The sequence below is a fragment of the Bradyrhizobium sp. CCBAU 25360 genome (genome assembly GCF_028128695.1).
GTDB lineage: Bacteria > Pseudomonadota > Alphaproteobacteria > Rhizobiales > Xanthobacteraceae > Bradyrhizobium > Bradyrhizobium ottawaense.
Map to the genome: position 1 here is coordinate 599,311 of NZ_LBJA01000045.1, position 12,812 is coordinate 612,122.

Annotated in this window: 8 protein-coding genes; 7 read left to right on the plus strand and 1 reads right to left on the minus strand. The window is 64.9% G+C overall.

All coding sequences use genetic code 11. From position 1 onward, the window contains the following. Positions 1–67: 67 nt before the first annotated feature. Positions 68–3,130, minus strand: coding sequence for an Rne/Rng family ribonuclease (locus XH81_RS37090; RefSeq protein WP_028144842.1), 3,063 nt, complete (start codon positions 3,128–3,130; stop codon positions 68–70). Between the two features lie 705 nt (positions 3,131–3,835). Between XH81_RS37090 and XH81_RS37095 the strand changes: the two genes are divergently transcribed. From XH81_RS37095 to XH81_RS37125, 7 genes are all read left to right on the plus strand, one after another. Further along, positions 3,836–5,131: an N-acetylmuramoyl-L-alanine amidase gene (locus XH81_RS37095; RefSeq protein ID WP_028144841.1), complete on the plus strand. Its 1,296-nt coding sequence runs from the start codon at positions 3,836–3,838 to the stop codon at positions 5,129–5,131. 301 nt (positions 5,132–5,432) lie between these two features. Further along, the gene (locus tag XH81_RS37100; protein ID WP_028144840.1) at positions 5,433–7,940 is read left to right on the plus strand and encodes a penicillin-binding protein 1A; all 2,508 of its coding nucleotides are present in this window, start codon (positions 5,433–5,435) and stop codon (positions 7,938–7,940) included. A 111-nt stretch (positions 7,941–8,051) separates the two neighbouring features. Next, positions 8,052–9,183, plus strand: a protein-coding gene (gene prfB, locus XH81_RS37105) for a peptide chain release factor 2 (protein ID WP_099091752.1) whose coding sequence is annotated in 2 segments (ribosomal slippage) — positions 8,052–8,120 and positions 8,122–9,183 — 1,131 coding nt in all. Because the reading frame shifts where the segments join, the coding sequence is not laid out codon by codon here. Between the two features lie 2 nt (positions 9,184–9,185). After that, on the plus strand, positions 9,186–10,067 hold the full coding sequence (locus XH81_RS37110) for an NAD(P)-dependent oxidoreductase (RefSeq protein WP_028144839.1): 882 nt from the start codon (positions 9,186–9,188) through the stop codon (positions 10,065–10,067). Positions 10,068–10,081: 14 nt separating this feature from the next. Continuing rightward, positions 10,082–10,504: a hypothetical protein gene (locus XH81_RS37115; protein ID WP_249155523.1), complete on the plus strand. Its 423-nt coding sequence runs from the start codon at positions 10,082–10,084 to the stop codon at positions 10,502–10,504. A gap of 27 nt (positions 10,505–10,531) precedes the next feature. After that, a complete protein-coding gene (locus XH81_RS37120) occupies positions 10,532–11,443 on the plus strand; it encodes a DMT family transporter (RefSeq protein WP_028144837.1) in 912 nt (303 codons plus the stop codon). 107 nt (positions 11,444–11,550) lie between these two features. Further along, positions 11,551–12,786, plus strand: a complete 1,236-nt coding sequence (locus XH81_RS37125; RefSeq protein ID WP_028144836.1) for an ABC transporter substrate-binding protein — start codon at positions 11,551–11,553, stop codon at positions 12,784–12,786. Positions 12,787–12,812 lie beyond the last annotated feature (26 nt).

Genomic DNA, 12,812 nt, shown 5'->3' on the forward strand with positions numbered 1-12,812 from the left:
GGAACTGACCTCGCCAAATCAAAAAACGCCCGGCTTGACCCGGGCGTTTTCTCTTGAGTGTTCGGCTTTATTCACCGCCGCCGAAGCGGCGCGACCACCAGCCGGCGCGGCGTGGCGCGGCCGGCGTTTCGCTTGCCGGTTCCGGCACGGGTTGAGCTGCCGGCGGGACGGCCGGCTCGGGCGCCTGCGCAACCGGGGCTGCCGGCTCGCTCGGGCTGCTCGACAGGAAGCTCACCTTTTCCCGGACCGTGGAGCGGCGCCGCGCGGCCTTGTCGTCGGCGGGCTCTTCCTCAGCGGCAATCGGCTGAGGCTGGGCCGGCACCGCCTCGGTCTGCACCTCGACGCGCGGCTCGGGCTGCGAGACCTCAGGCTCAGCGGTGTGTTCGGCCTGGGCAATCGAGGGCGCAGCCTCGCCGCCGAAGCCGTCGAAATCGGCGACTGCGTCGGACGCTTCCGGCGGCGCATTGGCCGCGAGCTCGTCGCTGATGGAGCCGGCGAGACCGTCCTCGCTGCCGCCACGCCGACGGCGTCCGCCGCGGCGACCACGCCGGCGGCGGCGATCACCGCTGCCCTGCTGCTCGCCCCGGGCCGCCTGTTCCTCGCCTTCTTCGCCATCCTGCTCGGACTCGGCATCCTCTTCGCCTTCGCCGGCCGCAACGGCCGCCTCGGGAAGGGTCGCGGGGCTATCCTCACGCAACTCGCCGTCGCGCTGGCCACCGCGGCCGCGCCGGCGACGGCGGCGCTTGCGGCGCTGGCCGTCCTGGTCGGAGGCTGCCTCGCCCGCAGCCTGCTCCTCGGTGAGACCTTCGGTCTCCTCGGTTTCGACCTCGGATTCGAGTTCGGAATCGAATTCCTCGTCGTCATAAGCTTCTTCAACGATCGGCGGCGGGCTTGCTGCCGCCTGCGCCACCAGTAGGGCCTTGGCGGCTTCCAGCGTATGCACCTGCTCGCCGCGGTCGATGAGATAGGCCTGCGGTCCGCTGACGCTCGCGTCGGCGATGACCGACAGCGTCACCTTGAAGCCGTTCTCGAGATCGCGCAGATGGCCGCGCTTGTGGTTCAGCACATAGAGCGCGACGTCGGTGCGGGTGCGGACCACGAGATTGTGGGTCGCGCCCTTCATCAGGATCTCTTCGAGGCCGCGCAGCAGTTGCAGCGCTACCGAAGACACCGAACGGACATGGCCGGTGCCGCCGCAATGCGGGCACGGATCGGTCGAGCTCTCGAGCACGCTGGCGCGGATGCGCTGGCGCGACATCTCGAGCAGGCCGAAATGCGAGATGCGGCCGACCTGGATGCGCGCGCGGTCCTGCCGCAGGCAATCGGACAGCTTGCGCTCGACCGCACGGTTGTTGCGCTTCTCGTCCATGTCGATGAAGTCGATGACGATCAGGCCGGCGAGGTCGCGCAGGCGAAGCTGGCGGGCGACCTCTTCGGCCGCTTCCAGATTGGTCTTGAGCGCGGTGTCCTCGATATGGTGCTCGCGGGTCGATCGTCCCGAGTTGACGTCGATCGAGACCAGCGCCTCGGTCTGGTTGATCACGATGTAGCCGCCGGAGCGCAGCTGCACTGTCGGTGAGAACATCGCGTCGAGCTGGCTCTCGACGCCCATGCGCGAGAACAGCGGCTGGCCGTCCCGATACTGCTTCACCGCGCTGACATTGGCGGGCATCAGCATCTTCATGAAGTCGCGGGCTTCGCGGTAACCGGCTTCACCGGCAACCGAGATCTCGTCGATCTCCTTGTTGTAGAGGTCGCGCAGCGAGCGCTTGATCAGCGAGCCTTCCTCGTAGACGAGGGTGGGGGCCTGCGACTTCAGCGTCAGGTCGCGCACCGTCTCCCACATCCGGATCAGATATTCGAAGTCGCGCTTGATCTCGGGCTTGGTGCGGGCGGCGCCGGCGGTGCGCAGGATGATGCCCATGCCCTCGGGCACGTCCAGATCCTGCACCACTTCCTTCAGGCGCGAACGGTCCTGAGCGCTGGTGATCTTGCGGCTGATGCCGCCGCCGCGGGCGGTGTTCGGCATCAACACGGCATAGCGGCCGGCGAGCGAGAGGTAGGTGGTCAGCGCCGCGCCCTTGTTGCCGCGCTCTTCCTTGACGACCTGCACCAGCATCACTTGGCGGCGCTTGATGACTTCCTGGATCTTGTACTGGCGGCGCGGGCGGAAAGTGCGCTCCGGCACTTCCTCCAGCACGTCGTCGCCGCCGACGGATTCAACGACTTCCTCTTCGGCTTCCTCGCCGTCTTCGTCTTCGTCCTCGTCGTCTTCGCCGGTCGTTTCCGCAGCCTCGGCATGCGGCGTCTCGGCGCTCTCGCCCGCTGCATACACGGCATCGGCCGGCTCGGCGGCGGAGGTCACGGCCTCAGCCAGAGCTTCCGCATGCGCTTCGGGGGCGGCGGTCTCCTGCAGTTCGGCAGCGACCACGGGCTCGGCGCCAATCGTTGCGACAGGCGCGGGCGTCTCATCGGCGTGATCGTGGTCGTGATGATCATGCTCGCCGTCGTGACCATGGTCATGATCGTGAGCGTGATGGTGCCCGTCATCATGGTCATGATGATCGTCGTGATCATGCTCGCCATGATCATGATCGTGGTGATCGTGAGCTTCGTGCTCGCCGTGATGCTCCGCGTCGGCGTGCAGATGCTCGCCTTCGTGCAGGGCGCCCTCGGCATGCTCCGGCAGCACCGCGCCTTCGATCGGCTGGGCCGTCGGATCTGCGCCTTCGACGATGTCGCTGCGCACGCGCTCGCCATGACCGCGGCGGCGGGCGTTGCGGTGGCGCGAACGGCGGCGGCCGTGGGAGCGGTTCTCGCTCTCTTCCTCGGCCTCGCGATGGGCCTGTTCCTCGGCCTCGATCAGCGCCTGCCGGTCGGCAACCGGGATCTGGTAGTAGTCGGGATGGATTTCGCTGAAGGCGAGGAAGCCGTGGCGGTTGCCGCCATATTCGACGAAGGCGGCCTGGAGCGAGGGTTCGACCCTTGTGACCTTGGCGAGGTAGATATTCCCGCGCAGTTGCTTGCGTTGCGCGGTCTCGAAATCAAACTCTTCGACGCGATTGCCGCGGACCACGACGACCCGGGTCTCTTCCGGGTGGGTGGCATCGATCAACATCTTGTTGGGCATGTCTTAACTCTTGGCGGCGGCGGGCGCGATTCACCGTGGGCGCGAGCTGCGCTGCCGGGTGACGCGACGGTCCACCTGATTCGGGGGTGAGGGGAAGGCCGAAACGCCGTCTCTCGCGCCTTGCCGAACCGGAAGCTTCAGGACCAAGGCGGCGCGCGGGATTTTCACTCCGCAGCGTCGCGAATGATCCTTCAGAATTCGTCGGCACAGTCTGGCGCATCAAGCGTCGGCCCGTATGAAACATTGGGCGGCGAGGCCGCCCTTCAATCAGTTGCTGCTGGCCAGGCATGGCGCGAGCGCGCTCGCCTTGGGGATCACGAACCGCTCCCCTGGGATCAAGGGACCGGGTAATGGGTTACGTCGCTGTCAGAACTGTCCCGGTAACGCGAGAGGTAACCCAGGACCGTCCGCCGCCGGCGCTTGACCCGCTCCACCTCGCTGCCGCGCACCGCGCTGGTCTTAGAGGGGAACGGAAAACGCTGGAATTCCCAAACCTTGAGAGTTCCGGCGCTGCACCGGGAGGCTGAATGCGACACAACCGGAAATATCGGCCGTCAGCATTCCGTACATACGAGGAATGAGCCATCGGTGCAAGGGAGCGTCGCACGGCGGTCACAGTCAGCGAGTTTCGCGTTTCTGTCATTAAGGATCGATTAACCCTGTGGTTCTATTGCGTTAAAAGGGCTGCTCGGAGGCACGGAATCGGTGGCGAGCCGCACAAATCAACGGGTTTTGCTGGGATGCGCACTTCTGTGCGCCGCAGCGTTGCCGTGCGCTGATTCCTCACGCTTGAGCGCCGCGGAAAGCCAGCCGCAACCCACTGTTGCGGTAGCGAATTTTCCAGTCGCCTCGGCCGCCCGGCTGGCCGGCGATGGCAAGCAGACACGCTTCATTCTCGACATCGACCAGACCGTTACCTTCCGTGCGGTCACGCTCGCGGACCCGTACCGGGTCGTCGTTGACGTGCCGCAGGTCAATTTTCAGCTGCCCGCGGGCACGGGGGTCGGGGGGCGCGGCCTGGTGAAGGCCTTCCGCTACGGGCTCGTCATGCCCGGCGGCTCGCGAATCGTGTTCGACCTGACGGGACCGGCCCGGATCGCCAATTCCTATGTGCTGGAGGCGGCCAACGGCCAGCCGGCTCGGCTCGTGCTGGAGCTGGAGGAGGTCGACCGGACCGCCTTCGTGCAGTCGCTCGCACCCGAAAATCGCCCCGAACTGCGGCCCGCGATCGCCGAGGCGCAGCCCGCAACCGCTCCCGCGACGACAACCCCTGATACGGCGCAGCAGAAGGCCGATGGCCGCCCGGTGGTCGTGATCGATCCCGGTCATGGCGGCATCGACAACGGCACGCAGTCGAGCGGCGAGAGCGAGAAGAACCTGGTGCTGGCCTTTGGACTGGCGCTCCGCGACAAGCTGGAGAAGGCCGGCAAATACCGCGTGGTCATGACGCGGAACGACGACACCTTCATTCCTCTCAATGACCGCACCAAGATCGCCCGGAATCTGAAGGCCGCCTTGTTCGTCTCCATTCATGCCGATGCGCTGCCCCGTGCCGAGGGCGATGCGCAGGGCGCGACCATCTATACGCTGTCGGACAAGGCGTCCGACGCCGAGGCCCAGCGGCTGGCGGACGCAGAAAATCGGGCGGACGCGATCGCCGGCTTCAACCTCGCCGAGGAGCCGACCGACGTCGCCGACATCCTGATCGACCTCACGCAGCGGGAAACCCGCACCTTTTCAAACCGTTTCGCCCGTCTTCTGATGGGCGAGATGAAGTCGACGGTGCGGATGCACAAGCATCCCCTGAAGTCGGCGGGCTTCCGGGTGCTGAAAGCGCCTGACGTGCCCTCGGTGCTGGTCGAGATCGGTTATGTCTCCAATAAGGGCGACCTCGAGCATCTGGTCTCCGAGGGCTGGCGGTCGCGTGCCGTGGGCTCGATGGCGCAGGCCATCGACGGGTTCTTGACCAGGCGGATGGCCACGGCGGGATCGTCAAATTGACGACCCGGGGGATCGTCAAATTGACGACCCCGGGATCGTCAAATTGACGACCGGGGGATCGTCGAATTGAAAGGGTTTTTCCGTCCCGCCGCAAAAGCCCTAGTTTGGCCACAGCGGGCGCTTTATAAAAACGCCGCAGGGGGTTCCGGAATCGGAGAGAATCCCGCTCGGCAAGCGTCTAAAGTCCGGCACTGATGGTATTGCGTAAGCCGGTGAATTGGTGACGTGAAAGGTTGGCCCCTGTTTGGGTGCCAAGGGGCTGATACTGAGCTGATCCAGAGATTGAACGGATAAACACATAATGCGCTTGCTGGTGCGGTTCATGGGCTTCCTGTTCGCCGCGGGAACGGTGGTGTTCCTTGTCGGTGTCGGGGCCGTGGCAGGCCTGATCTGGCATTTCTCCAAGGACTTGCCGGACTACTCTCAGCTTCAGGATTACGAGCCGCCGGTGATGACCCGCGTGCACGCGGTCGACGGCTCGCTGCTCGGCGAATACGCCAAGGAGCGGCGGCTGTATCTGCCGATCCAGGCGGTGCCGAAGCTCGTGATCAATGCGTTCCTCGCGGCCGAGGACAAGAATTTCTACGAGCATGGCGGCATCGACTACACCGGCATGGCGCGCGCGGGCGTGGTCTACATCCAGAATTACGGCTCGAACCGGCGTCCGCAGGGTGCCTCCACGATCACCCAGCAGGTCGCCAAGAACTTCCTTTTGACCAACGAGGTCTCCTTCGCCCGCAAGATCAAGGAAGCCTTGCTCGCGATGCGGATCGAGAAGACCTACTCGAAGGACAAGATCCTCGAGCTGTATCTGAACGAAATCTATCTGGGCCTCGGCGCCTACGGCATCGCGGCCGCTTCGCTGGTCTATTTCGACAAGTCGGTGAACGAGCTGACCGTGGCGGAAGCGTCCTATCTGGCCGCGCTGCCGAAGATGCCGGCGACGCTGCATCCGGTCCGCAACCGCGACCGCGCCATCGAGCGCCGCAATTACGTGATCGACCGTCTGGTGGAGAACGGCTGGATCAAGCAGGCCGACGCCGACAAGGCGCGCAAGGAGCCGCTGGCCGTCACCAACCGCTCCAACGGCGCCCACACCTTCGCCGGCGAATATTTTGCCGAGGAAGTCCGCCGCGACATCTTCGAGCGCTACGGCGAGAAGAAGCTGTATGAGGGCGGTCTCTCGGTCCGCACCACGCTCGATCCGAAGATCCAGGTGATGGCGCGCAAGGCCATGGTCTCGGGCCTCGTGAACTATGACGAGCAGCAGGGCTATCGCGGCGCCATGAGCAAGCTCGATACGTCGGGCGATTGGGGCGTGAGGCTCGCCGAGATCAAATCGCTCTCCGACATCTCGCCATGGCGTATGGCGGTCGTGCTGGAGACCAGCGACCAGTCGGCGCGCATCGGCTTCCAGCCGAGCCGTGAGCTTGGCGGCGCCGTGAGCAAGCAGCGCGAGACCGGCATCGTCACGGTTGACGGCGTGCGGTGGGCGCGAGCCGTGCAGGGCGGAACCAAAGGCAAGACGCCGACGGCGGTGTCGCAGGTCCTGCAGCCCGGCGACGTCATCTATGCCGATCCGCTCTACAAGGACGGCCAGCCGGTCGAGGGCCAGTACAGGTTGCGCCAGATCCCCGAAGTGTCCGGTGCGATGGTGGCGATGGATCCCTGGACCGGCCGCGTGCTCGCCATGGTCGGCGGCTTCTCGTTCGACCAGAGCCAGTTCAACCGCGCCACGCAGGCCTATCGGCAGCCGGGCTCGTCGTTCAAGCCGATCGTCTATTCGGCGGCGCTCGACAATGGCTATACGCCCTCGACCGTCGTGCTCGACGCCCCCATCGAAATCGACCAGGGGCAGGGCGCCGGCGTGTGGCGGCCGGAAAACTTCTCCTCGGGCAAATTCCAGGGACCGGTGACGCTGCGCAACGCGCTGCGGCAATCGCTCAACACCGTGACGGTGCGGCTGGCGCAGGACATCGGCATGCCCTTGATCGGCGAATATGCCCGCCGTTTCGGTGTCTATGACGAGCTGCCGAACTATCTGTCCTACGCGCTGGGCGCCGGCGAGACGACGGCGATGCGCATGGTCACGGCCTACTCGATGCTTGCCAATGGCGGCCGCCGCGTGAAGCCGACGCTGATCGATCGCATCCAGGACCGCTACGGACACACGATCTTCAAGCACGACCAGCGTGAATGCCGCGGCTGCGACGCGCCGGGCGGCTGGAAGAACCAGGCCGAGCCGCAGCTGATCGACCGCCGCGAGCAGGTGCTGGACTCCATGACCGCCTATCAGATCACAGAGCTGATGGAAGGCGTGGTGCAGGCCGGTACGGCCACGGTCATCAAGGAAGTCGGCAAACCCGTCGCCGGCAAAACCGGCACCACCAACGAGGCCAAGGACGCTTGGTTCGTCGGCTTCTCGCCCGACGTCGCCGTCGCCATCTACATGGGTTACGACAAGCCGCGTCCGCTGGGTAAGGGCAATGCCGCAACCGGTGGCCATCTGGCCGCTCCGATCGCGCGCGATTTCCTCAAGCTCGCGCTCGCCGACAAGCCCGCCGTTCCCTTCAAGGTGCCTGCCGGCATCAAGCTCGTGCGCGTCGTCTCCAAAACCGGCATGCGCGCAGGTCCGGGCGAGACTGGCGGAACCATTCTCGAAGCCTTCAAGCCGGGCACGGCGCCGCCGGACAATTACTCGGTCATTGGCGTTGCCGATGCCGACGGGCGCGGCGGCGTGCCGGCGTCGCAGCAGCAGCAGCCGGATTCCGGCTTCTTCATGCGGCCGGGCACCGGCGGGTTGTACTAAGGCTTAGGACAAGACAAACGATCCCGGTTCCGGCGGTTGCGCTTTGGTGCTGCCGCCGCTACATCCCGTTGCAATCTAACGCGGACCAATTCCGCGACATCAGAGAACGACATGCGCGCCGAAATCGAACGGTTGGTAGAAGAGATCAAGCAGTCAGTCGGGCTGCTGAGGAGGCATCTTTGACGTCGAGAAATCGACGGCGCGCCTCGCTGAGCTGAACAAGCTCGCAGAAGATCCCAATCTATGGAATGATCCCCAGAAAGCCCAGAAGCTGATGCAGGAGCGGACCTCGCTGGAGGATTCGCTCTCGGGCATCGGCAAGGTCGAGCAGGAGCTCGAAGACGACATCGGCATGATCGAGCTCGGCGAGGCCGAGGGCGATGCCGGCGTCGTCGCGGAAGCCGAAGCGGCTCTCAAGAATCTCAAGAAGGAAGTGGCGCGGCGCGAGCTCGAGGCGCTGCTGTCGGGCGAAGCCGACCGGTTCGATTCCTATCTCGAAGTCCATGCCGGCGCCGGCGGAACCGAGAGCCAGGACTGGGCGCAGATGCTGCTGCGCATGTACACGCGCTGGGCCGACACCCACGGCTTCAAGGTCGAGGTGCTGGAAGAGTCCGAGGGCGAAGAGGCCGGCATCAAGTCCGCGACGATCCAGGTCTCAGGCCACAACGCCTATGGCTGGCTGAAGACGGAAGCGGGCGTGCATCGTCTGGTGCGCATCTCGCCGTTCGATTCCAACGCGCGGCGGCACACCTCGTTCTCGAGCGTGCAGGTATTCCCCGTCATCGACGACAGCATCAAGATCGACATCAAGGAAGCCGACGTCCGCGTCGACACCATGCGCTCGGGCGGCGCCGGCGGCCAGCACGTCAACAAGACCGAATCCGCGGTGCGGCTGACGCACATTCCGACCGGTGTCGCCGTGGTCTGCCAGGCCGGCCGCTCCCAGCACAAGAACCGGGCTCAGGCCTGGGACATGCTGCGCGCGCGCCTGTATGAGATCGAGCTGAAGAAGCGCGAGGAGAAGGCCGCCGCCGACCAGGCCGCCAAGACCGACATCGGTTGGGGTCACCAGATCCGCTCCTACGTGCTGCAGCCCTATCAGATGGTGAAGGATCTGCGCACGGGGGTGCAGACCTCGGACACCTCGGGCGTGCTCGGCGGCGATCTCGACGACTTCATGGCCGCAACCTTGGCGCAGCGCGCCTTCGGCACCACTGGTGCCGACATCGAGGACGTGGATTAGCGATGACACGCGTCGCCTTCATCGGGCTTGGGCGGATGGGTCATGGCATGGCCGGCCGCTATCTCGATGCCGGCTTCACGGTGACGCTGTGGAATCGCAGCAAGGCCAAGGCTGAAGATTTGATCGCGCGCGGCGCGCTTTGGGCGACCTCGCCCGAGGACGCCGCAATCGATGCCGACGCGGTCGTGACCATGGTTGCCGATGACGAAGCCTCGCGCGCGGTCTGGCTCGGGCCGAAGGGCGCGGCCAAGACGGCGAAATCAGGCACCATCGCGATCGAATGCTCGACCGTCTCCTATGACCATGCCCGCGAGATGGGCCGCGAGCTGAATGCGCGCGGGCTCATCTATATCGATTGCCCCGTGACCGGATTGCCGGATGCCGCCGCCAGCGGAAAGCTGACGCTGCTGGTTGGCGCCGATGCGGCCGATCTCGAACGCGCGCGGCCGTATCTGACGCCGATCGGCTCGACCATCCGCCATTTCGGCGCGGTCGGCTCCGGCACCGTCTACAAGCTCATCAACAACCTCATGGGCGCGATCCAGATCGCCGGCCTCGCCGAGGGCCTCGCGATCGCCGAGCAGGCCGGGCTCGACATGAGCCTCGTGCTGGAATCGATTCAGGCGGGCGTCGCCGCAAGTCCGCAGGTAGCGCGCCACTCCAAGCGCATGGTTGCCCGCGATTTTTCCGGCGCGACCTTCACGGCAGCGCTGCGGCACAAGGATGCCGCCTATGCCGTCAAACTCGCGGAGAGCCTGCTGGCCGACAAGCCGCTGGTCTCGCGCGCCGCGGTCGAGGCCTACGCGCAGGCGAAGGCGGCGTTGCCTGACGACGACGAAGGCAGGATGATCGAGCTGGTGTCGCGGCCGAAGAAGCCGTCCTAGCCGGTCGCATCCACATGGGGCAGCCTCGTTCGGAACGCGGTCTCGGCATTGCCCTCGTCGTCGCCGCCGCGATTGCCTGGAGCACGGCGCCGTTCTTCACACGCCTTCTGCCGCTTGATCCCTGGACCATTCTGTTCTGGCGCGGCCTGTTCGCCGGCAGCCTGATCACGGTGCTTCTCGTGGTGATGCAAGGCCGCGCCGGGCTCGCGCTTGCTGCCGTCAGGACAGGCCTCCCTGATCGCGACGCTGGAAACGCCGCTGATGCCGTTCTGGATCTGGGTTGCCTTCCGCGAGATACCGGCCGTCCACGCGCTCAATGGCGGCGCGTTGGTGATTGGGGCGGTTGTTGCCGATATCGCGGGCGATCGGCGGTCACGGGAATGATCTCGAGTAATTTTGTCGCAAACCGGGTGGCGAAATTTTCCGCGTTGTCCTAGGCGAGCAACTGCGCCGAGGTGAAACGCATGCCCCCAAACGACAACAGGATCGACGCGCGCGATTGGTCGCTACTCGCGGTGCTCTCCGTCCTCTGGGGCGGCTCGTTCTTCTTCAACGGCGCGGCGTTGCGGGAATTGCCGCCGCTGACGCTGGTGTTTTTGCGTGTCGCGCTCGGGGCGGGCATTCTGCTGCCGCTGCTGCACATGCAGGGGATCGGCTTGCCCAAGAGCATTGTGGGCTGGAAGCCATTCGTTGCGATCGGGTTGCTGAACAATGTCATCCCGTTCTCACTGATCGTGGCCGGACAAACTTTCATCCCGAGTGGACTGGCGTCGATCCTGAATGCGACGACACCGCTGTTCACGGTGGTCGTGATGGCCGCGGCGGGCGAAGAGGCCTTGCAGCTGCGGCGCGTGGCCGGCGTGGCGCTCGGCCTTGCCGGCGTGATCATCCTGCGCGGATGGGGTCTCGAGACGAGGCCGGGGCTGGGGCTCGGCATCCTGCTCTGCCTTGGCGGCGCCTTCAGCTATGGATTCGCCGCACTGGCAGCGCGGCGAATGCTGAAGGACGCAGCACCGCTCGGCACCGCGACGTTTCAACTGATGGCGTCGACGGTGATGATGGCGATCGTCGCCGGCGTGGTGGAGCAGCCTTGGCGTCTTCCGGTGCCGGGCCTGACGACCTGGCTCGCGGTGCTTGGCCTTGCGGGCCTCTCGACGGCGCTCGCTTATATCGTCTTCTTTCAGATCATACGGCGCTCCGGTGCGACCAATGTCATGCTGGTGACTTTGCTCATTCCCGTCACCGCCATCCTGCTGGGATGGCTGGTGCTGGATGAGCCGATCTCGATGCGCGAGATCGCAGGCGCCATCGTCATTGGCAGCGCGCTGCTCGTGATCGACGGACGCGTTTTGAACCTGCCGCGGCGCAGCGCGTAAATTCCGGATTCGCCGTTTCATCTCGCGGAAAATCGAAGCGCTTGCCAGCCGCCAACGGCCTTGCGACACTCTCCTCAAAACAAGACTACAAAACAGGGGAGAGACCGATGCCGGGTCGTCGCGAAAGCCTTGCTGCCCTCGCCATGCTTGCTGCCGGAGTGCTCATCACGACACCGGCCTCGGCGCAGAAAAAATACGACCCCGGCGCCAGCGACACCGAAATCAAGATCGGCAACATCATGCCCTATAGCGGGCCTGCGTCGTCCTACGGTGTGATCGGCAAGACCGAGGCCGCCTATTTCAGGATGATCAACGACCAGGGCGGGATCAACGGCCGCAAGATCAACTTCATCAGCTATGACGACGCCTATTCGCCGCCGAAGGCGATCGAACAGGCGCGCAAGCTGGTGGAGAGCGACGAGGTGCTGCTGATCTTCCAGCCGCTCGGTACGCCCTCGAATTCCGCGATCATGAAGTACATGAACGCCAAGAAGGTGCCGCAGCTGTTCGTCGCCTCCGGCGGTACCAAGTTCGGCGACCCCAAGAACTTCCCGTGGACCATGGGCTTCCAGCCCAACTACCAGAGCGAGGGACGGATCTACGCCAAGTACATCCGCGATCATTTCCCGAGCAGCAAGATCGCCGTCTTCTGGCAGAACGACGACGCCGGCAAGGACCAGTTCAAGGGTTTGAAGGACGGGCTCGGCGACAAGGCCAATATGATCATCGCCGACAAGTCCTACGAGGTCAGCGATCCCTCGATCGACTCGCAGATCGTCGCCCTGCACGACTCTGGTGCGGACATCTTCTTCTCATGGGCCGCCCCGAAGGGCTCGGCGCAAGCGATCCGGAAGGTCGGCGAGCTCGGCTGGAAACCGAAATTCTTCCTCGCCAACACCGCGACTTCGGTCGCCTCGGTGCTCAAGCCTGCCGGGCTCGACTATTCCAAGGACATCATCTCGACGGTCTATCTGAAGGACCCGACCGATCCGACCTGGGACAAGGATCCGGCCGTGGTAAAATGGCGCGAATTCATGGACAGATACTATCCCGACGGCGACAAGGCCAATTCCAACAACATCTACGGTTATGTCCAGGCCGAGGCGATGGCGCAGGTGCTGAAGCAGTGCGGCGATAATCTCACCCGTGAGAACGTCATGAAGCAGGCCGCGAACCTGAAGGATTTCCACACCGACCTGATGCTGCCCGGCATCATGGTCAACACCTCACCGGACGATTATTTCCCGATCGAGCAGATGCAGCTGATGCGCTTCAACGGGCAAGCCTGGGAGCTGTTCGGCGACGTCATCACCGGCGAGGTTGGCCACGAGCGCAGCCAGTGATCATGTACAGGCGCCTTTGGTCGCCG